Source organism: Lacinutrix sp. MEBiC02595 (genome assembly GCF_053601555.1).
In genome coordinates, this window is sequence record NZ_JBSHNU010000243.1 from 441,206 (window position 1) to 467,871 (window position 26,666).

At 32.9% G+C, this 26,666-nt stretch carries 24 protein-coding genes; 21 read left to right on the forward strand and 3 right to left on the reverse strand.

Going from position 1 to position 26,666, the window contains the following annotated elements:
- Positions 1 to 2: 2 nt before the first annotated feature.
- From ACVCZW_RS15585 to ACVCZW_RS15675, 19 genes are all read left to right on the forward strand, one after another.
- A complete protein-coding gene (locus ACVCZW_RS15585; RefSeq protein WP_452230614.1) occupies positions 3 to 710 on the forward strand; it encodes an ABC transporter ATP-binding protein in 708 nt (235 codons plus the stop codon).
- 150 nt (positions 711 to 860) lie between these two features.
- On the forward strand, positions 861 to 3,431 hold the full coding sequence (porW, locus tag ACVCZW_RS15590; protein ID WP_452232842.1) for a type IX secretion system periplasmic lipoprotein PorW/SprE: 2,571 nt from the start codon (positions 861 to 863) through the stop codon (positions 3,429 to 3,431).
- 13 nt (positions 3,432 to 3,444) lie between these two features.
- Entirely contained in the window at positions 3,445 to 3,864 is a 420-nt protein-coding gene (locus tag ACVCZW_RS15595; RefSeq protein ID WP_452230616.1) for a bactofilin family protein, read from the forward strand.
- Positions 3,857 to 4,066, forward strand: a complete 210-nt coding sequence (locus ACVCZW_RS15600; protein WP_452230617.1) for an AtpZ/AtpI family protein — start codon at positions 3,857 to 3,859, stop codon at positions 4,064 to 4,066. The genes ACVCZW_RS15595 and ACVCZW_RS15600 overlap by 8 nt, the downstream gene beginning before the upstream one ends.
- Positions 4,059 to 4,445 carry a DUF6168 family protein gene (locus ACVCZW_RS15605; protein ID WP_452232843.1) on the forward strand — a complete coding sequence of 129 codons (387 nt, stop codon included), beginning with the start codon at positions 4,059 to 4,061 and terminating at the stop codon, positions 4,443 to 4,445. Before ACVCZW_RS15600 ends, ACVCZW_RS15605 begins: the two co-directional genes overlap by 8 nt.
- 141 nt (positions 4,446 to 4,586) lie before the next feature.
- The gene (gene atpB / locus ACVCZW_RS15610) at positions 4,587 to 5,732 is read left to right on the forward strand and encodes a F0F1 ATP synthase subunit A (RefSeq protein ID WP_452231165.1); all 1,146 of its coding nucleotides are present in this window, start codon (positions 4,587 to 4,589) and stop codon (positions 5,730 to 5,732) included.
- Positions 5,733 to 5,768: 36 nt separating this feature from the next.
- The gene (atpE, locus tag ACVCZW_RS15615; RefSeq protein WP_013993139.1) at positions 5,769 to 5,957 is read left to right on the forward strand and encodes an ATP synthase F0 subunit C; all 189 of its coding nucleotides are present in this window, start codon (positions 5,769 to 5,771) and stop codon (positions 5,955 to 5,957) included.
- Between the two features lie 92 nt (positions 5,958 to 6,049).
- Positions 6,050 to 6,550 (forward strand): F0F1 ATP synthase subunit B, encoded by a 501-nt coding sequence (locus ACVCZW_RS15620; RefSeq protein WP_452230619.1) that lies wholly within the window; start codon positions 6,050 to 6,052, stop codon positions 6,548 to 6,550.
- A 9-nt stretch (positions 6,551 to 6,559) separates the two neighbouring features.
- Positions 6,560 to 7,096: an ATP synthase F1 subunit delta gene (gene atpH / locus ACVCZW_RS15625; protein WP_452232844.1), complete on the forward strand. Its 537-nt coding sequence runs from the start codon at positions 6,560 to 6,562 to the stop codon at positions 7,094 to 7,096.
- 4 nt (positions 7,097 to 7,100) lie between these two features.
- Entirely contained in the window at positions 7,101 to 7,562 is a 462-nt protein-coding gene (locus ACVCZW_RS15630; protein ID WP_452232845.1) for a hypothetical protein, read from the forward strand.
- Positions 7,563 to 7,626: 64 nt separating this feature from the next.
- Entirely contained in the window at positions 7,627 to 9,207 is a 1,581-nt protein-coding gene (gene atpA / locus ACVCZW_RS15635; protein ID WP_452230621.1) for a F0F1 ATP synthase subunit alpha, read from the forward strand.
- Positions 9,208 to 9,323: 116 nt separating this feature from the next.
- Positions 9,324 to 10,184: an ATP synthase F1 subunit gamma gene (gene atpG / locus ACVCZW_RS15640; protein ID WP_452232846.1), complete on the forward strand. Its 861-nt coding sequence runs from the start codon at positions 9,324 to 9,326 to the stop codon at positions 10,182 to 10,184.
- 333 nt (positions 10,185 to 10,517) lie between these two features.
- Complete coding sequence (locus ACVCZW_RS15645) at positions 10,518 to 11,054, forward strand: hypothetical protein (protein ID WP_452232847.1); 537 nt, start codon at positions 10,518 to 10,520, stop codon at positions 11,052 to 11,054.
- A gap of 64 nt (positions 11,055 to 11,118) precedes the next feature.
- Positions 11,119 to 12,582, forward strand: a complete 1,464-nt coding sequence (locus ACVCZW_RS15650) for an oligosaccharide flippase family protein (RefSeq protein ID WP_452232848.1) — start codon at positions 11,119 to 11,121, stop codon at positions 12,580 to 12,582.
- 91 nt (positions 12,583 to 12,673) lie between these two features.
- A complete protein-coding gene (dut, locus tag ACVCZW_RS15655; RefSeq protein WP_452232849.1) occupies positions 12,674 to 13,108 on the forward strand; it encodes a dUTP diphosphatase in 435 nt (144 codons plus the stop codon).
- Positions 13,109 to 13,313: 205 nt separating this feature from the next.
- Complete coding sequence (locus ACVCZW_RS15660; protein ID WP_452232850.1) at positions 13,314 to 14,333, forward strand: sugar phosphate nucleotidyltransferase; 1,020 nt, start codon at positions 13,314 to 13,316, stop codon at positions 14,331 to 14,333.
- Between the two features lie 61 nt (positions 14,334 to 14,394).
- Positions 14,395 to 15,756 carry a tetratricopeptide repeat protein gene (locus tag ACVCZW_RS15665; RefSeq protein ID WP_452232851.1) on the forward strand — a complete coding sequence of 454 codons (1,362 nt, stop codon included), beginning with the start codon at positions 14,395 to 14,397 and terminating at the stop codon, positions 15,754 to 15,756.
- Positions 15,757 to 16,527, forward strand: a complete 771-nt coding sequence (locus ACVCZW_RS15670) for a DUF4292 domain-containing protein (protein WP_452230628.1) — start codon at positions 15,757 to 15,759, stop codon at positions 16,525 to 16,527.
- Entirely contained in the window at positions 16,527 to 17,759 is a 1,233-nt protein-coding gene (locus ACVCZW_RS15675) for a murein hydrolase activator EnvC family protein (protein WP_452230629.1), read from the forward strand. Before ACVCZW_RS15670 ends, ACVCZW_RS15675 begins: the two co-directional genes overlap by 1 nt.
- Before the next feature lie 181 nt (positions 17,760 to 17,940).
- On the opposite strand, the gene ACVCZW_RS15680 is transcribed toward ACVCZW_RS15675, so the two are convergent.
- Together ACVCZW_RS15680 and ACVCZW_RS15685 are read right to left on the reverse strand one after the other, a co-directional pair.
- Entirely contained in the window at positions 17,941 to 18,456 is a 516-nt protein-coding gene (locus ACVCZW_RS15680; RefSeq protein WP_452230630.1) for an acyl-CoA thioesterase, read from the reverse strand.
- A 364-nt stretch (positions 18,457 to 18,820) separates the two neighbouring features.
- Positions 18,821 to 19,759, reverse strand: coding sequence for an HU domain-containing protein (locus ACVCZW_RS15685; protein ID WP_452230631.1), 939 nt, complete (start codon positions 19,757 to 19,759; stop codon positions 18,821 to 18,823).
- Between the two features lie 103 nt (positions 19,760 to 19,862).
- Here ACVCZW_RS15685 and dprA point away from each other — a divergent pair, with 103 nt between their 5' ends.
- Complete coding sequence (dprA, locus tag ACVCZW_RS15690; protein WP_452230632.1) at positions 19,863 to 20,966, forward strand: DNA-processing protein DprA; 1,104 nt, start codon at positions 19,863 to 19,865, stop codon at positions 20,964 to 20,966.
- A 96-nt stretch (positions 20,967 to 21,062) separates the two neighbouring features.
- Positions 21,063 to 25,544 (forward strand): T9SS type A sorting domain-containing protein, encoded by a 4,482-nt coding sequence (locus ACVCZW_RS15695; RefSeq protein WP_452232852.1) that lies wholly within the window; start codon positions 21,063 to 21,065, stop codon positions 25,542 to 25,544.
- A 91-nt stretch (positions 25,545 to 25,635) separates the two neighbouring features.
- Here ACVCZW_RS15695 and trpS read toward each other — a convergent pair whose 3' ends face one another.
- On the reverse strand, positions 25,636 to 26,604 hold the full coding sequence (gene trpS / locus ACVCZW_RS15700; protein WP_452232853.1) for a tryptophan--tRNA ligase: 969 nt from the start codon (positions 26,602 to 26,604) through the stop codon (positions 25,636 to 25,638).
- Positions 26,605 to 26,666 lie beyond the last annotated feature (62 nt).

Sequence of the window (26,666 nt, forward strand, 5' to 3'; positions counted from 1 at the left end):
ACATGATAACTACAACAAACCTTACCAAAAAATACAATTCAAATCCCGTTTTAAACATTGAAAGTTTAGAAATCCCTAAAGGACAAAGCTTTGGTTTAGTTGGTAATAATGGGGCAGGAAAAACCACTTATTTTAGTTTGCTTTTAGATTTAATACAACCAACAACGGGGTCTATTAAAAATAACGGTATTCAGGTAAACCTTAGTGAAGACTGGAAACCGTTTACTTCTTCTTTTATAGACGAAAGCTTTTTAATTGGTTACCTAACCGCAGAAGAATACTTTTATTTTATTGGGGAACTTAGAGGACAAAATAAAGCAGATGTAGATGCATTAGTAGCTACTTTTGAAGACTTTTTTCATGGTGAAATTATTGGACAGAAAAAATATCTTCGTGACCTAAGTAAAGGAAACCAAAAAAAGGCTGGAATAGTTGCTGCGCTTATAGGGAATCCAGAAGTAATTATATTAGATGAGCCTTTTGCTAATCTAGATCCAACAACCCAAATAAAGCTAAAACAAATAGTGAAAAATTTAGCACAAGAACAAGGCGTAACCGTACTTATTTCTAGTCATGATTTAATGCATATTACAGATGTTTGTGATCGTATAGTTGTACTTGAAAAAGGAGAGATTGTTAAAGATATTGTAACTAGTGAAGCTACTCTAAAAGAATTGGAAGCACACTTTGCAGGAACAGAAATAATCTAAAAACACTTCGTTTTTATAGCTAAATTAAAAAAGATGCGTATTTTTACGTGCTTAGGCGGTTTTTATATCCTTTCTAATTTAAAATTAGGGATGCCATTTATAATATATGCTTGAGTTTACAGTTATTTATTTGAGTTAAATACACAGCTTTTGAAAACATCTTACAAAATTATAGTAGTCCTTTTAGTTTCTGTAACTTTAATAACTAGCTGTTCTAGAAAAAAGAACAGCTTTATTAGTAGAAATTATCATGCATTGTCTGCTCGAGATAATACGCTTTTTAATGGTTATAATTCGCTGGAAGAAGGTCGAGAAAACCTGAACCAAAGTTATACCGATAATTATTGGGAAATCCTTCCAATAGAGCGAATGCAAGTTTTTGAAGAAGTGACACTTCCTGGGCAAAACAAAAACGAAAGTTTTAGTAGAGCAGAAGAAAAAGCGGTAAAAGCGATTCAGAAACACGGTATGAATATTCAAGGAAAAGAATATAATTACCAAATAGATGAAGCGTATTTACTTTTAGGAAAAGCACGTTATTTTGATCAACGTTTTGTTCCTTCCTTAGAATCTTTCAATTACATTTTATACAAGTATCCAGCCAGTAATAAGATTAATCAAGCTAAAATCTGGAGAGAAAAATCCAATATTCGTTTGGAAAATGAAGAACTTGCTATTAAAAATTTAAAACGTCTTTTAGATCAGGAAGAATTAAAAGATCAAGACTTAGCAGATGCCACTTCTATTCTTGCGCAAGCCTATATTAATACAAAATCTTTAGATAGCGCTTTAACACAAATAGATATCGCATCTAGTACTACAAAAAGTAATGATGAACGCGGAAGATATCGTTTTATACAAGGACAATTGTACAATGCTTTAGGGGATAAAGATAGCGCAAACATTGCTTTTGATAGGGTTATAGATTTAAACCGAAGCACGCCAAGAATGTACCTTATTAGTGCACATATTGAAAAAGCAAAAAACTTTGACTATAACGAAGGAAACAAATTAGAGTTCTTAGAATTACTTACCGATTTAGAAGAAAATCGTGAAAACAGACCTTATTTAGATAAGATTTACCATCAGATTGGGGAGTATCATTTAAAGAATCAATCCGATTCTTTAGCGCTTGCATACTATAATAAATCCTTAAGAACAGATACTAGTGATAAGGTTTTAAAAGCTAGAACCTATGAGATTATTGGGGACATGAAATTCATAGCTGCCCAATATAAAAGTGCTGGTGATTATTATGATAGTACCATGGTTAATATGGTGGTAAACACCAAACCATATAGAGTTATTAAGCGTAAAAGAGATAATCTTGAAGATGTTATTTTGTATGAAGATATCGCGAAAAATAACGATAGTATTTTAAGGTTGGTTTCCTTGTCTAAAGAGGATAAGCTTGCGTTTTTTGAAAAACATGTAGCGAAACTTAAGGTGGAAGCCGAAAAGGAGCAAGAAAGACTAGAAGCTGCAGAAAGAAATAAAGGACTTGTTATCAGCAACAATAGCTTTGGTAATAAAACTTCTGCTTTAGGAGGAAAAGGTTCCAGAGGTGGCCCAACACCAGGACAAGGTTCTTCTTTTTACTTTTACAATACTTCAACAGTAGCTTATGGTAAATCCGAGTTTGTTAAAGATTGGGGAAGCCGTAAATTAGAAGATGATTGGAGATGGTCTAGTAATTCAAATTCGTCTATAAGTGCTATAGAAGAAAATCCGGTATTAACAAATGCTTCCAAAGAAGAATTATACGATCCTCAGTTTTATGTAGATCAAATTCCTTCCGAAGCGAAAGCAGTAGACAGCATCGTGAAAGAAAGAAACTTTGCATACTACCAATTAGGTTTAATCTATAAAGAGAAATTTAAAGAATATCCTTTAGCGAAGCGTAAATTCACACAACTTTTAAATAATAATCCGGAAGAAAATCTAGTGCTTCCTTCCAAATATAATCTATACAAGATTTATCAATTGCTAGGAGATCAAGGAGAAGCGGAGTTCACTAAAAAGGATATTACCACCAATTATCCAGATTCTAGATATGCAACTATTTTAAATAATCCAGAAGCAGCAAACCTGGAGGATGCGAATAGTCCAGAAACTATATACAAAAACCTGTATAATCAATTTTTAAATCAGGAATATACGCAAGTACTTTCGGATATAGAAAAGTATATTACCGCTTTTGAAGCAGAGGCAATAGTTTCTAAATTTGAGCTTCTTAAGGCAACAGCAACAGGACGTTTATATGGCTATGAAGCCTATAAAAAGGCCATTAATTTTGTAGCACTTAATTATGCGAACACACCAGAAGGACAACGAGCAAAAGACTTGTCAGACAATGCATTACCTAAGTTGGCTGAAAAAGAATTTGCTTCCGATAGTTTAAATGGTAATTATAAAGTGTTGTACAAATTCAATACCGCGGATACAGAAGAAATAACAAGTTTTGTAAAAACATTAAACGAAGTAACAGCTCATGTTCCACATTATAGATTAACTACTTCGGTAGATGTGTATAATCCAGAAACAACATTTGTTGTCATTCACGGACTAAAAAGTATCGATGGAGCAAAAGGATTTGCATATATATTAAGAGATGAGGATCGATCTAAAATAACAAAACCATCTATAGCTATTTCCTCTCCAAATTATCAAATTGTTCAGATTCATAAGAATTTAGACGATTATATTAAAGCTGACCAATAATAAAATAATAGCCATGTTTTCAGATAGTAAAAAAAATAAAAACGATTACGAGAATTGTTCGAGCCAAAACATTGTTGCAAAAGGAACCAGTATTATTGGAGACTTTTCTAGTGAAGGTGATTTAAGAATTGATGGGACTATAGAAGGAAACTTAAAAACACCAGGAAAAGTAGTAGTAGGAAAATCTGGTGTTATAAAAGGAACACTAATTGGTTCTGATGCTTATTTTGAAGGCAAATTTTCAGGAAACCTTACGTTAACAGGAACCTTAACCTTAAAATCTTCTGCTCATATTGAAGGCGAAGTGGTTTTAGGGAAACTAGAAGTAGAGCCTGGAGCAACATTTAATGTAAACTGTGTCATGAAAGGTGATTTGAAAGAAGTAAACAATGACAACACTTCACAGAAGTTAAAGAAAGGACAAAGTGCCTAGTAAGTTTTTACGGTTTACCTCTACCGCTTTTCAAATGGGAGGAACCATTTGGTTAGGTAATGTACTTGGAGAATGGTTAGATAATAAATACCAAACCACGTATTTAGAAAATAGCATTACACTTCTCGCTGTTTTTATTTCTATGTACCTTGTAATTAGCCAAGTTTTAAAAATGTCAAAAGATAAGGAAGACAATGATTAAGAGAATTGTTTTCTATTGTATTGGTTTTTCATTTTTATTTGCAGCTTCTTATACAATTCACGTATCGGGTTTAAAAGATTTAAATCTTACACTAAGTGTTCCACTATTTTCCATCTATCTATTTCATTTTATAGTGTCATTGCTTATTTGTACCGGTTTTGCTGTGCTTGATACCACTAAAAAATGGTCGCAACAACTTGGTTTTGTGTATCTGTTTACTTTTATTACAAAGCTTATGTTATTTGCTGTAATCTTTAAAAATTCTGTTTTTAAAGTGGAGAGCCTGAGTAAAATAGAAGGTTTTAACCTATTAATACCAGTGTTTCTTTTTCTTTTTTTAGAAGTCTATTTCATAGCGAAGATATTAAGTAAAAAATAGGGCTAAATATTATTAAAAAAAAAGTAATTGTTTTTTCAATAATTTCCGTAGTTTTGCACCGAATTTAGAAACACAGTTTTTTTGATTTTTTTAACAATGAAGGTAGCTACACAAACTTTTAAAATTTACTCACTAGTATTAATGCTTTTCGTAAGTGCTTTCGCAATGGCTGAAAACACTACAGATCCTGTAGAAAATTCAGGAGGTCAAGTAGATACAAAAGCAGAAGTAGAAGCGTACATTTTGCATCACATACAAGATTCGCACGATTTTTCATTATTCTCATATACGAGTGATGAAGGTGAACGTAAACATTTCGGATTTCCATTACCTGTAATTTTATGGTCAAGTGAAGGTTTAGTCACTTTTATGTCTTCGGAGTTTCATCATAATGATGATGGTCATGTAGTTGTAGAGAAAAACGGAGTAAAATTCGCAAAGATTCATTCTAAGATCTACGAACTAGATGGCGGAGCTGCAACAGTAGCTTTTGATGAAACACACCACGCAACAAACGCACACAGAATATTAGATTTCTCTATTACTAAAAGTGTAGTAGGAGTTTTACTAATTGGTTTATTAATGTTGTTCTGGTTTACTGGTTTAGCAAGACAATACAAAAAGAGGCAAGTGCCAACTGGTTTTGGTCGTGTATTAGAACCGTTAGTGTTATATGTAAGAGACGAAATTTCAAGACCAAATATTGGAGAAAAACACTACAGGAAATTTACAGGGTATTTATTAACAGTATTCTTTTTTATCTGGATCTTAAACTTATTAGGATTAACACCATTTGGTTTTAATGTAACAGGTCAATTAGCAGTTACTGCTTGTTTGGCAATCTTTACACTAGTAATATATACCGTAAGTGGTAATAAAGATTACTGGATGCATATTTTATGGATGCCAGGAGTGCCAATTTTAATTCGTCCAGTTTTAGCTGTGATTGAATTAGCTGGAGCATTAATCATTAAGCCATTTTCATTATTAGTACGTTTGTTTGCAAATATATCTGCAGGACATATTGTAGTAATGAGTTTAATAGCAATTATGTTTACACTTAAAAAATCTTTAGGTGTTGTAGGTGCAACAGGGTTATCATTAGTATTATCTTTTTTCATAACATTAATTGAAGTATTAGTTGCTTTCTTACAAGCGTATATCTTTACCATGCTTTCTGCATTGTTTATTGGTATGTCTGTAGCAGAGCACGATCATGAACATGCACATGATGATCATGGTCACGAAGTTGCCGATGCAGAAGATGTGCGAGGAGATTTCATTTAACAAGAGTTTTTTTAATTTAACTATAAATTTTTTATTATGTACAATTTAATTGGAGCAGGTTTAATCGTAATCGGAGCAGGAATTGGTCTTGGTCAAATTGGTGGAAAAGCAATGGAAGGTATTGCACGTCAACCAGAAGCAACAGGAAAAATCCAAACAGCAATGATTATTATTGCAGCACTTTTAGAAGGATTAGCATTCGGTGCTTTATTCTTAGGGAAATAAGCAGCAATCAAATTAAAAACACAAATCTGCAACGGTTGGTTGCAGATTGTGTTTATTAAATTAAAAAAGAAGAAATTTAAATACATTTAGAAATGGATAAGTTATTAAATGATTTTTCACCTGGGTTATTTGTAGTGCAAACAATACTACTTTTATTATTAATCTTATTAATGGTGAAATTTGCATGGAAACCAATCATGAATTCTTTAACGGAAAGAGAAGAAGGAATTCAAGGTGCTTTAGATGCTGCTGAAAAAGCAAAATTAGAAATGCAAAACCTGCAAGCAGATAATGCAAACTTATTAAAAGAAGCACGTGCAGAGCGTGAGTCTATGCTTAAAGAAGCAAGAGATTTAAAGAACAAAATGATTGAAGACGCGAAGGCAGAAGCACAAACGCAAGCAAACAATATGATTGCTCAAGCGCAAAGTGCTATTGAAAGCGAAAAGAAATCGGCGATGGCAGAATTAAAAAGCCACGTTGCAGGTTTGTCTATAGAGATTGCAGAAAAAGTAGTACGTCAAGAATTAGCTAACAAAGACAAGCAATTAGAATTAGTTGCCTCTATGTTAAATGATGCTAAATTAAACTAAGTTTAAGTTATGGCAGGAGAAAGAGCAGCAATACGTTACGCAAAAGCGGTTTTAAGTTTAGCAACAGACAAAAATACAACGGAAGTTGTAAATAGTGACATGGAGCTAATTAACAATACAGTGGCGCAAAGTAAAGACTTAAAAGATATGCTTTATAGTCCTGTAATTACTTCGGCTATAAAAAAATCGGCTTTATTAGAAATCTTTAAAGGAATTAGTCCAGCAACGGTTAGCCTAATAGATACGCTAATTGCGAATAAAAGAACAGATTTATTACCACAAGTAGCTGCAAAGTTTATAACTTTATACGAGCAACAAAAAGGTAGTCAAATTGCAATAGTTACAACAGCTGTATCTTTAACAGAAGCTTTAGAAACGCAAGTTTTAGCAAAAGTTAAAGAACTTACAGGAAAAGAAACTGCAATAAAAAATATAGTAGATGAAAGCATTTTAGGTGGTTTCATTTTAAGAGTTGGAGATACGCAGTACGATGCAAGTATTTCTAGCCAATTGAATAAGTTGAAAAGAGAGTTTACAATTAATTAATACGATGAGAAATACTTTATCTATCCTATTCTTACTTATTACTTTTAGTGGAGCAGCACAAAAGGTGAAAATAAAGAAAGGTAAAGTGTTTGTTAATAAAGCAGAATACGTTCTTTCTGAGGAAGATAAATTATCTGATGGGTCTTTTATCATTTCCAATTTAAAAGGAGAAGAGCTATTCTATTTAAAGTATAATACATATAGTGACCCTAAATATAAGAGAGATACAAATCCAAATGGAATGGTTGGATATTTTGAACTTATATCTAAGGATTTAGAAACGGTTTATTTTGAATCTGGAACACACCCAAGTTTAAGTGCTTCAGGAATGTCAAAAAAAACGTTTAAAATATTATATAATGGAGAAGTCATTAATGATGATGGAACTATTAATAAGGATAAATTAGAAATGGTATCTAAAAAGATTGGTTTCGAATTTACAAAAAAGAGAACAGAATTAAATTAAAAAAGAGTTATTCAAAAGATGGTAACATCTAGAGTGTAACGTCTAATATCTAATTATAACAAAGATGGCAGAAGTAAAACCAGCTGAAGTATCAGCAATCTTAAAACAACAACTATCCGGTTTTGAAGCAAGCGCTTCCTTAGACGAAGTTGGAACAGTATTAACAGTAGGTGATGGTATTGTACGTGCTTACGGATTAGCTAACGCACAATATGGTGAGTTAGTAGAATTTGATGGTGGATTAGAAGGTATTGTACTTAATCTTGAAGAAGATAATGTAGGTATTGTACTTTTAGGAACTTCAGTAGGAGTGAGAGAAGGTTCTACAGTAAAACGTACTAATCGTATTGCCTCTGTAAAAGTAGGTGAAGGTATTGTTGGTCGTGTGGTAGATACTTTAGGTAACCCAATTGATGGTAAAGGTCCAATCGCTGGAACAACTTATGAAATGCCTTTAGAGCGTAAAGCTCCTGGTGTTATTTATAGAGAGCCGGTAACAGAACCATTACAAACAGGTATTAAAGCAATTGATGCTATGATCCCAGTTGGTAGAGGACAACGTGAGTTAGTGATTGGTGACAGACAAACAGGTAAGACTGCAGTTTGTATTGATGCTATCTTAAATCAAAAAGAATTTTATGATGCAGGTGAGCCTGTATATTGTATATATGTTGCTATTGGTCAAAAGGCTGCAACAGTAGCTTTAATTGCTAAAACTTTAGAAGAAAAAGGAGCTTTAGCATACACAACAATAGTAGCTGCAAATGCATCAGATCCTGCTGCAATGCAAGTGTATGCACCTTTTACAGGAGCATCTATTGGAGAGTATTTTAGAGATACTGGTAGACCAGCTTTAATTGTTTTTGATGATTTATCAAAACAAGCAGTTGCGTACCGTGAGGTATCCTTATTATTAAGACGTCCACCAGGACGTGAAGCGTATCCTGGAGATGTATTTTATTTACACTCAAGATTATTAGAACGTTCTGCAAAAATCATTAATAATGATGCTATTGCTAGAGAAATGAATGACCTTCCAGATGTTTTAAAACCTTTGGTTAAAGGTGGTGGTTCTTTAACAGCATTACCAATTATTGAAACACAAGCAGGAGATGTTTCGGCATATATTCCAACAAACGTAATTTCAATTACAGATGGACAAATTTTCTTAGATGGAGATTTATTTAACTCTGGTGTACGTCCGGCAATTAACGTAGGTATTTCTGTATCTCGTGTTGGTGGTAATGCACAGATTAAATCTATGAAAAAAGTATCAGGTACTTTAAAATTAGATCAAGCACAATACCGTGAGCTAGAAGCTTTCGCTAAGTTTGGTTCTGATTTAGATGCGGTTACTTTAAATGTAATTAATAAAGGAAAACGTAACGTAGAGATCTTAAAGCAAGGTCAAAACGATCCGTTTACAGTAGAAGATCAAGTTGCAATTATTTATGCTGGGTCTAAAAACTTATTAAAAGACGTACCTGTAAATAAAATTAAAGAATTCGAAAGAGATTATCTTGAATTCTTAAATGCGAAACATAGAGATGTTTTAGATACTTTAAAAGCAGGGAAATTAACAGACGAGGTTACAGACACATTAATGACTGTTTGTAAAGACCTTTCTGCTAAATATAGAGCATAAAGAAGTTATAAGTTTAGAGTTATGAGTTAAGAGTTTTTCTTACTCATAACTTTAACTTTAAATTATTAAACTAATGTCACTCAGAGCGTATGCGAAGAGTCTTTATAAAATAAAGAATGGCTAATCTTAAAGAAATACGTAACAGAATATCTTCAGTATCTTCAACGATGCAGATTACTAGTGCCATGAAAATGGTATCTGCTGCAAAATTGAAAAAAGCGCAAGATGCTATTACAGCAATGCGCCCTTATGCAGATAAATTGACTGAACTTTTACAAAGTTTAAGTGCAACTTTAGATGCAGATTCTGGAAGTAAATTTGCAGAACAACGTACCGTTAATAATGTATTAATTGTATCTATAACTTCGAATAGAGGATTATGTGGTGCTTTTAATTCCAACATTATTAAGCAAACCAAAAACTTGATTTCTAATGTACATACAGGTAAAAAAGTATCTGTATTAGCAATAGGAAAGAAATCGAACGATGCCTTTGCGAAACAAGGAATCGTAATCGATAACAAAAGCACTATTTTTGACGACTTAACTTTCGATAATGTAGCGGAAATAGCAGAAATGCTAATGGAGAAGTTTGTTTCTGGTGAATTTGATCAAATTGAAATTGTTTACAACAAGTTTAAAAATGCAGCGACACAAATTGTAATGACGGAACAATTTTTACCAATTGTACCAGTTGCAGGTGAAGCAGTAAATAATGCAGATTATATTTTTGAACCTTCAAAATTAGAAATCGTTGAGCAATTAATTCCGAAGTCTTTAAAAACACAGTTGTATAAGGGAATTAGAGATTCTTTTGCTAGTGAGCATGGAGCACGTATGACAGCAATGCATAAGGCTACAGATAATGCGACAGAATTAAGAGATCAACTTAAATTGACATACAATAAAGCACGTCAAGCTTCAATTACTAATGAAATCTTAGAAATTGTTGGTGGGGCGGAAGCATTGAACAATTAGACTAAGCACAGTGAGTCAAATTATTCAAAAAGGCGGAAGCATTGAACAATTAGACGAAGCACAGCGAGTCAAATTATTCAAAAAGGCGGAAGCATTGAACAATTAGACGAAGCGTAGCAAGTCAAATTCTTCAAAAAGGCGGAAGCATTGAACAATTAGACGAAGCACAGTGAGTCAAATTTAGTAAAGGAGCGGAAGCTTTAAATAACTAGTGTTATTTTACAGGATTGACTTCTGTATCTTATTATAATAAAATTAAACCTCACATATCGTGAGGTTTTTTTATGGAACACTATTTGATTTACTATCTTTATAATCATTAAATCCATTTTCATGAGTTTTATTAAAACATCTATTTTATCTCTTTCTCTACTTTTTTTGATGGTAAACTTCTCCAATTGTTCCAGTACAAAACAAGCGAGTAACCAAACGAATAAAATAAGTATGCAAGATTTTCAAGAAAACCCATCGTTTATATTAGGGGAAACCAGTTTTAAGTATTGGACTGCGGGAGTTAAAGGTGGCGGTTCTGGTGTTAATTTATTTATTCTTATGGAAAAGAATAAAAATAATATAGTGTTAGATACTGTTTATTTTAGAGGTAGGGAATCTAAACTAGAAGCCATTAACTCGGGTTACGTAGCAAATTTTAGAACATTAGCAAACCAAAAGGAGGATATAATAATGAGTACCAATAAAAGTGCGGAATATGGTAATGAAATACCAAACCAAGCAACTTTTCCTTTTCAATTAAAAGATAACGAATGCGTAATTAGCTATATAGAAGATAATATTACCAAATATTTTAAAATTGAAAATCTAGTCGAAAAAGCTAGAGACATGTATCCAAGTGCTCCACCACAGCACTAATACTATTTAGCATTGTACATCGTTTTTTATATATGTATATTTAGCAGAATTAAAAAAAAGCTTCTTGAGCACATTAAAAACACTTTTTAAACAAACTTTTATTTATGGTCTAGCAACGGTGCTACCTAGAATGTTAAGTGTTTTGTTGGTGCGTTTGCATACCGATAAAAGTGTGCTAAAAACGGTTGCCGATTATGGAGATGTCTCGTTAATATTTTCCTATTTCGTTTTATTTAACGTCATTATTGCCTACGGAATGGAAACCGCATTCTTTCGGTTTTACAATAAAGAAGAAGATAAATCTAAAGTGATTGGCACCTCTGCCGTTTCTTTGATACTTAGTTCTTTGAGCTTTTTTGTTTTAGCATTAATTTTTCAAAATAATATTGCAAGCTTTACAGATATTAAAGCCGAGTACATTAATCTAGTGATCTGGATTTTACTGTTAGATGCTTTAGTTATTATTCCCTTTGCTTGGTTAAGAGCAAATGCGAAACCCATGAAGTATGCGGCAATTAAAATACTAAACGTACTTATTAATGTTGGTTTAAATCTATTCTTCCTACTTTGGTTAAAAGATATAGCCGCCGAATCTGCTGTGTTTGCATCTATTTATAAACCAGATTTCCAAATCCAATATATATTTATCGCTAATTTGGTAGCAAGTGGCGTAACGCTTTTATTGATGCTTCCGTTTTATTTTAAGATAAAGTATACCTTCAATATGATTCTTTGGAAACAAATGATGCGTTATGCTTTTCCAGTTTTAATTGCTGGAGTTGCCTTTTCTGTAAACGAAGTTTTTGATAGAATTTTATTAGATAAACTACTACCAGAAAGCATTGCTAAAACCGAAATAGGGATGTATTCTGCTTGTTACAAACTAGCATTGTTCATGACACTTTTTGCAACCGCATATCGATTAGGAATAGAACCTTTCTTTTTCAGTCATGCTAAAACAGAAAATCCGCAAAAAAACTACGCTAAAATTTTAGAGTACTTTGTTATTTTCGGATCCGTAATATTATTAATTGTAATTGTTTTTGCAGATTTCTTAAAAGTTATTTTTATAGGAGATGAAGCATATTGGGAAGCCATGTGGATTGTTCCCATTGTATTATTGGCAAGTTTCTGTTTAGGTATTTACCACAATCTATCGGTTTGGTATAAAATAACAGACAGAACTAAGTTTGGAGCATATATTTCAGTTTTCGGAGCTATTTTAACAGTCGCTTTAAACTTTTGGCTGATACCAATAATGAGTTATAAAGGTTCTGCAATTGCAACACTTGCAGCGTATACTTGTATGATGTTTGCTTCCTATTATTTTGGTAGAAAGTATTATCCAATTCCGTATAACATGAAGAAAATAGGATTATATCTATTGGTTTCTATCGTTTTTTCCGCTTTAAGTTTTTATAGATTTAGAGGAAATTATTTTATAGGAATTGGTGCAATAATTGTATTTTTAGGTCTCGTTTTTCAATTAGAAAAGAACGAATTAAAACGAATATTTATCCAGAAGTAATTGTCCTGCGGAAGGTAACGGAAGCATCGCAATAAAATCAAAGTATAATTTAAAACAGTTTCTTCCCTTTTTAGGAAGACCGAAGATGATAATGAAAATAAATATAATAAACAAATCCAGTCACGCAGTACCGCACTATGAAACCATAGCATCTGCAGGAATGGATTTAAGAGCAAATATCACAGAAGCAATACTACTTAAGCCCTTAGAAAGAACCATTGTTAAAACAGGTTTATTTATAGAATTACCAATAGGTTTTGAAGCACAAGTAAGACCAAGAAGTGGTCTAGCAGCCAAAAAAGGAATTACAGTCTTAAATGCGCCTGGAACCGTAGATGCAGATTATAGAGGAGAAATAGGTGTGATCTTAGTAAATCTATCCAATGAAGATTTTACAATAGAAAATGGAGAACGTGTTGCTCAATTGGTAATTGCAAAGCATGAAAGAGCAGAATGGATAGAAGTTACAACACTTTCTGAAACAGATCGTGGTGAAGGTGGTTTTGGGAGTACAGGAGTAAAATGATTGGAGATTAACGAATACTGATTTTTGATTTTAGAATACTAAAGAATAACATTTGTGTTTCCAATAGTTGTTGGGACGTAGCAAAGCAAATCAACAACGGAACAAATAGATAGTTTTCCTGCAAGGTTTTTAAAACCTGGCAGGTATAAAAGGATAAAGTTTAATAAGAGTTCCGTTTTCACGGAAACGAAAAATATATTTTTCGATGAAAATAATAGTACCAATGGCAGGACGAGGTTCTCGTTTACGTCCACATAGTTTAACCGTACCAAAACCATTAATCCCTGTAGCAGGGCAGCCAATAGTGCATAGGCTAGTAAAGGATATTGCAAAAGTTTTAAACCAACCTATTGAAGAAATTGCATTTGTTCTTGGCGATCCAGCCTGGTTTGGTGACGAGGTAGTTTCTAGTTTAAAAGCATTAGCAGAAAGCCTTGGTGCAAAAGCATCTATTTACAGACAAGATAAACCGTTAGGAACCGGACACGCAATTATGTGTGCAGAGCCATCCCTTTCTGGTCCTGCCGTTATTGCGTATGCAGACACTTTAATTCGTGCAGATTTTAATTTAGATCCAGAAGCAGATGCTGTAATTTGGACTAAAAAAGTGGCAAACCCAGAAGCATACGGTGTTGTAAAATTAAATGCCGAAAATAATATTACAGAACTTGTAGAAAAACCGGAAAGCTTTGTCAGTAATCAAGCCGTAATTGGTATTTATTACTTTAAAGATGTTGCGGTTTTAAAAGGGAAACTACAGGAGGTTTTAGATGAAAATATTATGAATGGCGGCGAATATCAAATTAACGATGGTATTTTACGCATGATGGCAGAAGGAAAAGTCTTTAAAACAGGAACTGTGGATGAATGGATGGATTGCGGAAACAAAGCCGTTACCATTGAAACAAATACGAGAATGTTAGGCTTTTTAAAAGCCGATAATGAAGAGCAATTAATTGCAGATTCCGTAACTTTAGAAAACGCTAAAATTATCGAACCTTGTTATATTGGCGAAAACGTAAAACTTACAAATTGTACCATAGGACCAAACGTATCTATTGGTAATAATTGTATCGTAGAAAATGCAAGCGTTAAAAATAGTTTAATACAAAGCAATACAAGTATAAAAAATGCTAATTTAGACGAAGCTATGATTGGTAATCACGTGAAGTATAATGGCGAGTTTACTAAAATTAGTATTGGTGATTATTCTATTTTAGAATAATTATTGACTTTATTGTTTAACTAAATGTCACCTTGAGCGCAGTCGAAAGGTCTCGTGATTTATGAAAAAACAACTATACATATTACTTTTTATCTTCGGAATACTTCTGTTTCCGCAGGGAAACTATGCACAAGTTGATTTTAATAAAAAGCCAGATGATGATTTAGGGGATAATGAAGATGCATACCAAGAACTCTTCTTTGAAGCATTAAAACAAAAAGGAATAGAAAACTACGACCGTGCTATTGAAGCCTTATTAAAATGCGAAAAATTAGACGATTCAGATGCCGCTTTATATTTTGAATTAGGAAAAAATTATAATAAACTTAAAAACTTTGGAGCAGCAGAAGATGCATTGCAAAGAGCCATAAAAAAGCAGCCCGACAACGAATGGTATTTAGATGAGCTTTATGATATCTATGCAAAACAAAATAACTTAAACAAAGCTATTAAAACGGTAAAACAACTTGTAAAGTACCATCCAGATTATAAAGAAGACTTAGCAACATTGTATGTGAAAACTAAAAAATACGAGGATGCACTTAAGGTTTTAGATGAAATGGATGCAGAACTTGGCGTTTCAGATACAAGAGATCGTGTAAGAAATAGAATTTATAATGCTACCGGAAATAAAAAAGAACAGATCGAAAACCTGGAAGAACGCGTAGAAGAAAATCCAGATAAAGAAAAAAATTATCTTTCTCTAATCTTTAGATATAGCGAAAATAACGAAAAAGAAAAAGCTTTCGAAACGGCCAAAAAACTTCTAGAAAGCCATCCTAATTCGCAAATGGTACATCTAGCTTTGTACAAATTTTATTTAGATGAAAACAGTGCGGATAAAGCGGTTGCTTCCATGCAAATTGTACTAAATTCTAGTCAGATTAAACCAGAAGCCAAAATGATGGTGCTTCAAGATTTTGTAAAATTTGTTGGTAAAAACCCAGAATACGAAACCCAACTAGTTGAAATTACCTCACAAATCACAGAAACGGAAAAAGGGAAATCGAATATAGAAGTAGCGCAATACTTTTTAACGAAAGGCGATAAAGTAAAAGCAGTAACTTATTATGAAAAAGCACTAGAAAAGGAACCAGAAAATTTTGGGGTGCTTCGTAATGTATTGTTGTTATATATAGATGTAGAAAACTATACTAAAACGGTAACCATGAGTAATGAGGCTTTAGATAAGTTCCCTTCGCAACCCATATTTTATTTGGTAAATGGCGTTGCTCAAAATAAACTAAACCAACCCGAAAAAGCGATTCGTGTTTTAGAAACCGGTTTAGATTATGTGATAGATGATACTAAAATGGAAGGCGATTTTTACAAACAAATAAGCATTTCGTACACACAATTAAACAATACAGACAAAGCAAAGACGTTTAGTGATAAAGCAAAACAATTAGAATCTACAAATTAAATGCATACAAAACGCGTTATATACACACTTTCCTTTTTTGTTTTCTTGTTTATTGGTTGTAGATCCTCCAAAACAGTAGCTACAGGAAATAGTAATTTAAACCTTTCAGCCAAACAGCTTATTAAAGAGAATAATAAAAAGACTCCAGATTTTAAAACACTGGTTGCTAGAGTGAAAATAGATTATACCGAAGGTTCCAATTCTAAAAGCACGACAGTAAGTTTTAGAATGGAAAAGGATAAAGTGATCTGGATGAGTAAATTAGGTTTTATAAAAGCGCTAATTACTCCAGAGCGTGTAAGCTTTTATAATAAATTAGATAACACGTATTTTGATGGAGATTATAAATATTTAAGCGATTTGCTCGGAACAGATTTGGACTTCAATAAAGTGCAAAATATGCTTTTGGGCGAAGCTTTATATGATTTAAAGGATGGTGATTTTGAAGTGCTAACCCAAGAAAATCAATACGTTTTAAAACCTAAAATACAACCGGAAGCTTTCGAGTTGTTTTACCTTTTAGATGCCTCACATTTTAAAATAAATTCACAACAATTAGCGCAAGCAAAAGAAAAGAGAATGCTTCAAATAGATTATACTAGTTATCAAGAAGTAGGCAAACAAACGTTTCCGAAACAGATACAAATAAATGCTGTGGAAGGTTTTGAAGAAACAAGGTTGCATTTAGAGTTTAAGTCCATAGCTTTAAATGAAAAACTAAGCTTTCCGTTTAATATTCCTTCTGGGTTTGATGAAATTATACTTAAATAATGCAGCGTAAACTTACATACAAAATAGCCTTTTTAGTAGCACTGTTTTTCTACACTTCGCTGTCGTTTTCACAAAGTAAAAAACAGCAAGAATTAGAAGAACGTAGACAAGAATTGCGTAGAGAAATTCAGCAAATCAATAGTTTACTTTCTAAAAACAAATCGCAGCAAAAATCACAATTAACCTTAATTGAAGATTTAAATTATAAAGTTAGCGTACGTAGAAATTTAATTAAAGTTACTAACCAACAAGCCAATTTACTCACTAGAGAAATTAATGATAACCAAAATAAAATATCCCAATTAAGAGAGGAATTAGCGACGCTAAAAGACAATTATTCTAAAATGATTGTTACTTCATATAAGAGTAAAAGTGAGCAAAGCCGCGTGATGTTTTTATTGTCTTCTAGTAATTTTCAGCAAGCATATAAACGGGTAAAATACATTAATCAATATGCCGAATACCAAAAGGAACAAGGCGAATCTATAAAAGCTAAAACAGCAGAATTACAAGTAACTAATAAAGCGTTATTAAAGCAAAAAGCAGATAAACAGCAGTTAATTAATGAAAATAAAATAGCACAAGTTGAATTAGAAAAAGAACTAAAACAACACGAAACATTAATGTCTGCTATTAATAAAGATGTAAGTAAATATGCTTCGCAAATTAAAAACCGACAAGCAGAAGCAAATCGAATAGATAGAGAAATAGAGCGTATTATTAAAGAAGCGATTGCAAGTTCGAATGCAAAATCTGGAACGAAATCTACTTCAAAGTCCACCGCTTATGCAATGACACCAGAAGACAAAGTGTTAGCTAATAGCTTTATTACTAGTAAAGGTAAATTGCCTTGGCCTGTAGAAAAAGGCGTTGTAAAATTACGTTATGGTAGACAGCCAAGTCCGATTGTAAAAACTATTATGATACAAAGTAATGGGGTTAGAATCGCTACAGAAAAGGACGCGAAAGTACGTGCGGTTTTTAACGGAGAGGTCTATCGAATTATAGCGTCTAAAAATGGAAACCCTTCCGTTTTAATTCGACATGGTAATTATTTTACAGCATATTCTAACCTAGGGAAAATTTACGTTAAAAAAGGTGATAAGGTAACTACCAAACAAGAAATTGGCGAAGTTTTTACGAACCCTTCTAATGGGCAAACGACCTTAAGTTTTAGTATTTTCAATAATTCTAAAACGGAAAATCCTGCTTCTTGGATATTTAAAATGTGATAAGCAGTTGTTTGCTCTGACTACGATGAAGGAACCTCTTTATGAATTTTGTGTATCTAAATAGATTTCTTGGTTAGTCATCGAAATGATAGCATAACTTGAAATAATTATATAATCAGGAATTGAAACACGATGTCACTCTAACTGTAATGAAGCAATCTCTATTTTAAATTTTCAGAATCTATTCTGCCATAAACAAAGCCTTCAACTCCGTAGCTTCATTAGGTTTCATTTTTCCGGCAAGTACTAAACTTAATTGTTTTCGTCTTAAAGCACCTTCAAAACGTTCTTTTTCTAAATCGGTTTCCGGATTTATATCATCTACTCGAACAGGTCTACCAGTTTCATCAACAGCAACAAAAGTATAAATAGCCTCATTCGCTTTTGTTTTATCACCAGACTCTCTGTCTTCAATCCATACGTCCATATAGACTTCCATAGAACTTTTAAAAGCACGAGAAACTTTTGCTTCTATAGTAACAACACTTCCTAAAGGCACGGCACGATTAAAAGCAACGTGATTTACAGACGCTGTAACAACAATACGTCTAGAATGTCTTCTAGCAGCAATACTAGCAGCACGATCCATTCTAGCAAGTAATTCACCACCAAATAAATTGTTTATTGGGTTGGTTTCGCTTGGCAGTACTAAATCGGTCATGATCGTTTTAGATTGTTTTGGAGTTTTTACAGGCATTTTGTGTTTTTTAAATGAGCCGCAAAGGTAAAGCGATTTTAGAGTTTACTCGTTAAGAAAAACAAAAATATAACGAGAAGATTTGGTGGTCTTAAAAACCCTTCCGTCTTTAAACTCTAAGGAGCTTAAAGCCACCTTCCCTTGAAAAAAGGGAAGGAATTAAAAAGTGCTACTTATATGTATTCCGTATAGTTGGAAGTTTCGTGAAATTATAATTTAAAAAATTCTCCTACTTATTTAAAAGCAGGAGTGGATTCCGTTTCCCAACAGAAACGGAAGACGAGGTGGTTTTTAAAATGTATTATAAAAAAGAAAACCTTCGCTTAATAAAAGGAAGGTTTTAATTTTAGGTGTTAGTAAAAAACTAGTTAAGGTCTTTAACCAATAACCAAGCTTCTTTATTATGCGTTTTTTTAACGTCACGTAAAGTTTGTAGCGCTTCTAATCTGTCCGAATGACTAGAGTAAACAACTTGATGTAAACCATATTTATTTACGCCAATTTTTCTAGCATTATAACCTTCTGATTTCAATTGCTGTACTTTTTTGTCGCAATTTTCTTCGGCTCTAAAAGCACCAGCAATAATATGGTATTTACCCGTTTGCTTGTTCACGGTAAGAGTTACAGCTGGAAGCGGATTATCAATTACAAAAGTAGCTTCTTGAATTTTGCTTTCTAATTGCGTATTCGCCTCTTCTTGTGCTAATTGATTATGTGTTTTAATTCCGTTTACGTAGTAATTAGAAGAAACCAAACCTCCAGCAGTTAAGGCTAATAAAGCAATAGCAGCATATTTTAAATACGGTCTAGCTTTGCGTTTTTCTGGAGTTATAGTAATCGGAATTACTTTTTCTATAGCTTCCACTTCTTCTTTATAAACCTCTCTAGAAATTGCAGGAGAAACTAATTGGTTTAAACCAAAAGCGTCTGTTAAATAGTTTAAATGATACGATGGCTCAAACAACATCTTGCCTTCGGTATTAAACGATAAATCACCAATATTATCAAAAGTAAGCGTTTCGCCTTCTGTTAAATAAGACTTCAAAGATTTTACTCTTTTTTCAATTTTTTTAACAGCAACTTCAAAAGGAATCTTTTCTACATCTGCAATGTAATGCGCTAATAAACCATCGTTTGTTTGTATTTGCTCGTTAAAAGATAATACTTTTTTTGGAGGATAAAAGGCGTTGGTAGACTCGTGCACTTTTGCTGAAACACGTTGTGTTAAAAACGAACCAAAACTTGGTACAGTAACACAGTCATATCTATATAGTAAATCGCTTATGTAAATTTCTAATTGCATAAAACAAAGTTAGATTTTTTTGGCTTTCTATAAAATTTACGCGTAACTATTTATTAACAGTGCAAAAATTAATTAAATTGTAGGTTGAAAATCAAAACACTAGATGATAGAAAATAATTTGATTTATGTTTTAGCATTGCAACATGTTGCCAAAATTGGAGATATAACAGCTAAAAAACTGATTGCTCATTGCGGTTCTGCGGAAGCTGTTTTTAAAGAAAAGAAGCAAAATCTATTAAAAATTGATGGTATTGGAAGTATTGTAATTAGTGATTTGTTTAGTAGTGCGCATATTAAAGCGGCAGAAAAGGAATTACAATTTATAAAAGACGAAAATATTGTTTGCCACTATTTTACGGAGGAAGGATATCCAGAAAAACTGAAACATTGTATAGATAGTCCTATTGTTTTATTTCAAGCAGGAAATATTAATCTGAAACAACAACGCATCATTAGTATTGTTGGCGCAAGAAAAGTCACCACTAGCGGCATTGCTTTTTGCGAAAAACTGATTGAAGAACTTGCCGTTTTTAACCCTGTTATAATTTCGGGATTTGCGTATGGTACCGATATTACAGCACAAAAGGCTGCCTTGAAACATAAGCTACAAACGATAGGCTGCTTAGCGCATGGGTTAAATCAGATATATCCAAAAACACATAAAAAATATGTTGCCGATGTAGAAAAAAACGGAGGGTTTTTTACCGATTTCTGGAGTAGCGCTACCTTTGATAGAAATAATTTTTTAAAACGAAATAGAATAATTGCAGGTGTTAGCCAGGCAACCATAGTTATTGAATCTGCCGAAAAAGGCGGAAGCCTTGTAACTGCAGATATTGCAAACTCCTATAATAGAGATGTTTTTGCGGTTCCTGGTCGCGTTACCGATAGCCAAAGTGTTGGTTGTAATAATTTAATAAAGCACCAAAGAGCGCACATGTTGTCTACCCCTTTAGATATTCCATATATTTTAAATTGGGAATTAGAGGACAACCAAAAACCTGCAGTTCAAAAACAGTTGTTTGTAGAGCTCGATGATCAAGAAAAAGTGATTTATAACTTCTTAAAAGATATCGAAAAAGAACAATTAGACGTTATTGCGTTGCGTTGTAATTTACCAACCTTTAAAGTCGCTGGTTTATTGTTAAATATGGAATTAAAAGGAGTGATAAGACCACTTCCTGGAAAATTGTTCGAGGTGATCTAACCGTTCATCGATAAAATGTATCGTTGGTGTGGGAAATTTCATGCTTATTTTTTTATGGTTTATGTTTGTGAATCAAACATTTATGATAATTTTTCAATGAAGAAATTTTACTTCTTTTTTTTACTAACATGCGTTGTTCAAATGCATATTTCTGCGCAAGAAATAGAACCAACCATGTATACTTGCGGAGAATTTCATAGCGATATAGACGCGATCCAAAATAGAGGAAATAACCCAGAAGACAATTTTGTGGATCGATTTGGTAATACACATTTTAAAGAAATAAACACCAATTTATCAGGAGAACAAAGAGCAATTCCTTTAGCACCAGATTATGTTAGTCCTGAAGGATTGTTTGCTATTTATTTAACAGATCAAATTGCAGATAATAGTATTACAGATTTTAATAATGATGCTAATTATAGAAATGTAATCGCTCAAATTTTTGCAGATTTAGAGCAATTGATAATAGAAAATCCAGCTACTGGAGTTTTAGAACCGGTAAAAATAGAATTACAATCTGTTTATTCTAGCAGTAGTAGCGCTTTAGCATCTGCTTCTTCTTATTATAATTATAATGGAGTAGCACCCGGAACCATTGTAGATGGAGAAGTATGGAAAGCTATTAATACTGGAGCTAATGATTCAAATTTCTGGGATGGTTTTATAAAAGTAAACTTTTTTCATTCCTGGTATACAGATTTTAGTAATCCAACAGCTATTAGTGGTACGAATTCTTTCGATATGTATGCTGTTTTGTTGCACGAAATCATGCATGCATTGGGATTTGCTTCCGGAATAGATGATAACGGGAATCCTAGAAACGGAAATGCATTTCTAACTTATGATACGCTTTTGCATACAGATACTGGAGATGATTTAATTGTTCCTTCTGGATCCAGTTGGTTGTTTAATGGTGCTTTAAGTACAAATGTTTTAACTAATGGTTGTCCTAGTACTTCTGAAGTTAGATTAGGAGATGATGATTTATTTGTTCATACACCACAAACATATTCAAGTGGTTCTAGTTTAAGTCATATTGATCTGGATAATGATTGTGTCTATCCAGTAACAGATTATATTATGGCTTATGCGGTTTCGGTGGAAACTCCAAGAAGACCAATTACGCAAGAGTTTGATATACTATGTAGTTTAAACTATAATCTTGCAACGCAATATGGAAATAATAATGTTGTAGATTTTGGAAATCCTGCAGTGGTAACGGCACAAAATAATCATACAAGTAATATTGTTACTTATGCAAGCTGCAACCCTGAAGTTTTTGGATTAGATGATTTTGTTGATGTTGCTACACAACCAACTATTGATAATTGTCAAGGTTCTGTTTTAAGTATTTTAGAACAAGATTTATTAAATAATGATGTATCTAATTTAGGTTTAACACTAGAGGTTTCTAACTTAAGCTTAAATGGTAGTTTAATTACAACGTTTACAGGTATAGCACCAAATAGAACTTTTCTTGTGTCACCAAATACTGTTGGTAATCTTCAGTTAACTTATAAGCCTATGGACACCAATGGTAATTTAGGAAATGATACGTTTGCTAATATAGTGGTGACTATTTGTACTAGTTTGAACTGTATTAATACTAGTAGTTGTAATTTAATTTGTAATCCTGAGTTTATGGATCCAACACTTGGAAATATAGGTTCATACAACCCATTTGATATGGCGTATCATATGAATACTAGTGGAAATGGACCCAGTGAATTAGATGGATGGTTTGCGTTTAATGGTAGTGTTTCTTATTACGATTTTTCATTACCACAATGGATTGGGACTACAGAAGTGCCTGTAAACTATTTTAATTTACCAGGTAGTTCAGGAGAAGGAGCAATTGCTCTTTATGGATGCTCTTCCAATCAAATTAACAATGGAGAAGCTTTATTAACTAATGTTACTATTTATAATAATGTGAACTATCTACTATCCATTAATAGAAATAGATGGGTTGCAAATAGAGCATGCAGTTATCAAGTATATTTAAGTGATAATAATGCAATATCTTCATGGAGTTCTTCTACAGATTGTGGTGGAACTACTAATATTCTAGATGGTTTACCAGTTCAAACAATAGCTTTTGAAGATAATATTACAAGTAATCTATGGGAACAGTCTTTGTTTTGTTTCACGGCAGATGACAATTACCAAAGCCTAATATTAAATGCGTATTCGGCTTCTACTAGCGGAAGTCATGTATTAATAGATAATGTGGAGTTAATAGAAGATAAATTTATTACAAACACTGCAAACATTCAAACAACATACGATTTAATTTGTGGACAAGACGCTAATTTAGGCCAAGCATTGTGCTTGGTTTCTAATTTAGAATACCAGTATTGGGATGTTACAGATGTATCAAATACATTTCAATTAACCAATGCATTGGTTACACCTAATTATTATGTGAGCGATTTAAACAGTTCAGAAGTTATTTTAAATGACATAGCTGCTACTGTTAATATAGAATTAAGACGTGTTTTTGTTAATACTAATGGAGTCCCAATAAATATAAACACGTGCAACACTGTATTACTAATTACCATTAATGTAACACCAGAGAAACCACAAGATGGAAGTTTTACTAACACAGAGGATAGTATAGACTGTTTATTACATACTTTTCAAGCAAGCGAAACCTATGCAAATCACGAGTGGGATTTTAATAATGATGGCATAATTGATATTTCAGGACCTGGAAGCAATGTGGCAAACACAAATCCAAGTTACACATTTACAACGCAAGGCACATATACTGTAACACATACAGTATCTAATGAATGTGGAAGTTTAACTTACCAAGAAAGTATAAATGTTTTATGTGGTTGTCCTACCAGTACCACTTGGAATGGAACCGCATGGAGCAATGGTGTACCAGATATAAATACAGGAGTAATAATTAATGGAAACTACAACACCATACCTAACGGAAGTTTTAGCGCTTGTCAATTAACTGTAAATGCTGGTTTTAAACTTACAATACAAGATGCTACTTACGTAGAGGTACAAACCACTACTACTGTAAGTGGCGAGTTATTTGTAGAAACACATGGCGCATTTGTGCAAAATATGGATTTGGTAAATGCATTTACCCTCAATCCTGGAGGAAATGCTCTTGTAAATAAGTACACAAGCCTAGTTAGTAATTGGTACGATTATACCTATTGGAGTTCTCCAATAGTAGACGAAACCATTGGTGATGCTTTAGATATTGCACCTGCAAATAGACGTTTTTGGTACAATGCGCAAAATTATTTAGATCAATATTTAGATAGCTCTGGCAACACGGTTCTTGGTAGTGATGATATTGATGATGATGCTAACGATTGGCAAGTAGCAACAGCAGGATCTATTATGACCCCAGGAGTAGGTTATGCCGCAACAGTTTCCCCTGTTGGTTTTATGCCTGTGTCGTATCAAGCAACTTTTGAAGGTGCGTTTAATAACGGTATCATAGAAACACCAATATCTGTAAATAGTTTTCCTACAGATAACGATTGGAATTTAATTGGTAATCCATATCCAAGCGCCATTGATTTTGATGATTTATATGCACTAAACTCTGGTGTAATAGGAGGTGCAGCTTACCTTTGGTCGCATGCTAGTCCTCCAGATAGTAATAACGCTGGTAATGATGTCTTAAATTTTAATGCCAATGACTATGCAATTATTACCATTGGAAGTGGAAACATTGCTGGTAGTGGTACCTTAACCGATAATAATATTCCTAATATAGAAAATACCATACCATCTGGACAAGGATTTTTTGTAATAGGGCAATCTAACGGAACGCTAAGCTTTAACAATAGTATGCGTAGAGCAGATTTGGTAAGTAATCTTCAGTTTTTTAGAAATGCTAATAGCACCACAGATGCCAATAAATTATGGTTAAATTTAACGTCGGAAGCAGGTGTTTTTAACCAAATACTTATTGCCTATGTAGATGGAGCAACGAATGGCTATGACGGATTTTCTTATGAAGCAACTAGAAGTTTGTTTGGTGGAAATGCATCGGTTATTTATACCGAAATTGAAAACGATCCTAGAAGATTCGCTATTCAAGGTAAAGATCCTAACGCACTAAATATAGATGAAATTATCCCTTTCGGATTTTATTCCGGCATAGAGGAAACAACTAATTATACTATTTCTATTCCGCAATTAGAAGGCGATTTTTTAAATAACAATACTTGTTACCTGAAGGATAATCTATTAGATGTTATTCACGATTTAAATGCATCTAATTATAGTTTTACTTCGGGATCTGGAGAATTTAATAATAGATTTGAAATACTGTTTAATCCTGAAATCTTAACTATTTCTGAAAATGAAATTCAAGAGATTCATGTATATCCTAACCCAACATCAGGTGTTATTAACATAAAAGCTGCAACAAAAATTCAATCCTTAAAGTTGTATAATAACCTCGGACAATTAATTTTAGAGAACAAGGAAGTAAATGACTTAGATGTTTCAAAAATTAGTGAGGGTATATACTTCTTGAAAATAAAAGATGTAGAAGGAAGAATAAATACTACTCGAATTATAAAAAAATAGAAATAGAATGTAAAAGAAAAAGCTATTATGTTTTCACGAAAACATAATAGCTTTTTTAATAGTATAAAATTCTTAATTTTTTAGAAAGGTATTAATATCCAACCTTTTCTCTTACTCTAGCCAAAACAGCATTGGCTACTATTGTTGCTTTTTCAGCACCAATAGCTAGAGCATCATCTAATTCGTTTAAATTATTCATGTAGTAATTGTATCGTTCACGTTGCACCGCGAATTTTTCAACAATCAATTCAAATAAAGCTTGTTTTGCATGACCATAACCATAACCGCCGTTTTCATAGTTGGCTTTCATGGTTTCTATTTCTGCTTCCGAAGCTAAAACTTTGTATAGCGTAAAACAATTACAGGTCTTCCAATCTTTAGGGTCTTCTAAAGCAGTACTATCTGTTTCAATACCCATAATTTGTTTTCGTAGTTTTTTATCCTCTAAAAATATATTGATAAAATTATTTCTACTCTTGCTCATTTTCTCACCATCGGTTCCTGGAATAAGCATGATGTTTTCTTGAATCTTTCCTTCTGGTATAACAAAGGTTTCTCCCATTTTAGCATGAAAACGAGATGCTACATCACGAGTCATTTCAATATGTTGTAATTGGTCTTTCCCTACCGGAATGATATTGGCATCATAAGCTAAAATATCGGCAGCCATTAACATTGGATAGGTAAATAATCCAGCGTTTACATCTTCTAAAACGTCTGCTTTGTCTTTAAATCCATGCGCTAAGGTTAAACGTTGGTATGGGAAAAAACAAGATAGGTACCAAGATAACTCGGTAACTTTCGGAATATCACTTTGTCTGTAAAATACCGTTTTTTCTATATCTAAACCAAAAGCAAGCCAGGTTGCAGCAACAGAGTACGTGTTTTCTCTTAATAATTCTGCATCTTTAATTTGCGTTAAAGTATGCAAGTTTGCAATAAATAAGTAAGACTCATTATTGGCATCTTCAGCCATTTTAATAGCAGGCATAATTGCGCCTAAAATGTTTCCTAAATGTGGTGTTCCTGTACTTTGTACTCCTGTTAAAATTCTTGCCATGTTTACTTTCCGCGAAAGCGGGAATCTGTTTTTAAAAACACAATGTAATATTGTGTTTTAAG

Bases quoted from the DNA above. Each gene is read 5' to 3' on its own strand.
- ACVCZW_RS15585 (WP_452230614.1), top strand. From the start codon at position 3: ATGATAACTACAACAAACCTTACCAAAAAATACAATTCAAATCCCGTT.
- ACVCZW_RS15595 (WP_452230616.1), top strand. From the start codon at position 3,445: ATGTTTTCAGATAGTAAAAAAAATAAAAACGATTACGAGAATTGTTCG.
- ACVCZW_RS15605 (WP_452232843.1), top strand. From the start codon at position 4,059: ATGATTAAGAGAATTGTTTTCTATTGTATTGGTTTTTCATTTTTATTT.
- atpB (WP_452231165.1), top strand. From the start codon at position 4,587: ATGCTTTTCGTAAGTGCTTTCGCAATGGCTGAAAACACTACAGATCCT.
- atpE (WP_013993139.1), top strand. From the start codon at position 5,769: ATGTACAATTTAATTGGAGCAGGTTTAATCGTAATCGGAGCAGGAATT.
- ACVCZW_RS15620 (WP_452230619.1), top strand. From the start codon at position 6,050: ATGGATAAGTTATTAAATGATTTTTCACCTGGGTTATTTGTAGTGCAA.
- atpH (WP_452232844.1), top strand. From the start codon at position 6,560: ATGGCAGGAGAAAGAGCAGCAATACGTTACGCAAAAGCGGTTTTAAGT.
- ACVCZW_RS15630 (WP_452232845.1), top strand. From the start codon at position 7,101: ATGAGAAATACTTTATCTATCCTATTCTTACTTATTACTTTTAGTGGA.
- atpA (WP_452230621.1), top strand. From the start codon at position 7,627: ATGGCAGAAGTAAAACCAGCTGAAGTATCAGCAATCTTAAAACAACAA.
- atpG (WP_452232846.1), top strand. From the start codon at position 9,324: ATGGCTAATCTTAAAGAAATACGTAACAGAATATCTTCAGTATCTTCA.
- ACVCZW_RS15645 (WP_452232847.1), top strand. From the start codon at position 10,518: ATGAGTTTTATTAAAACATCTATTTTATCTCTTTCTCTACTTTTTTTG.
- dut (WP_452232849.1), top strand. From the start codon at position 12,674: ATGAAAATAAATATAATAAACAAATCCAGTCACGCAGTACCGCACTAT.
- ACVCZW_RS15660 (WP_452232850.1), top strand. From the start codon at position 13,314: ATGAAAATAATAGTACCAATGGCAGGACGAGGTTCTCGTTTACGTCCA.
- ACVCZW_RS15665 (WP_452232851.1), top strand. From the start codon at position 14,395: ATGAAAAAACAACTATACATATTACTTTTTATCTTCGGAATACTTCTG.
- ACVCZW_RS15670 (WP_452230628.1), top strand. From the start codon at position 15,757: ATGCATACAAAACGCGTTATATACACACTTTCCTTTTTTGTTTTCTTG.
- ACVCZW_RS15675 (WP_452230629.1), top strand. From the start codon at position 16,527: ATGCAGCGTAAACTTACATACAAAATAGCCTTTTTAGTAGCACTGTTT.
- ACVCZW_RS15680 (WP_452230630.1), bottom strand. From the start codon at position 18,456: ATGCCTGTAAAAACTCCAAAACAATCTAAAACGATCATGACCGATTTA.
- ACVCZW_RS15685 (WP_452230631.1), bottom strand. From the start codon at position 19,759: ATGCAATTAGAAATTTACATAAGCGATTTACTATATAGATATGACTGT.
- dprA (WP_452230632.1), top strand. From the start codon at position 19,863: ATGATAGAAAATAATTTGATTTATGTTTTAGCATTGCAACATGTTGCC.
- ACVCZW_RS15695 (WP_452232852.1), top strand. From the start codon at position 21,063: ATGAAGAAATTTTACTTCTTTTTTTTACTAACATGCGTTGTTCAAATG.
- trpS (WP_452232853.1), bottom strand. From the start codon at position 26,604: ATGGCAAGAATTTTAACAGGAGTACAAAGTACAGGAACACCACATTTA.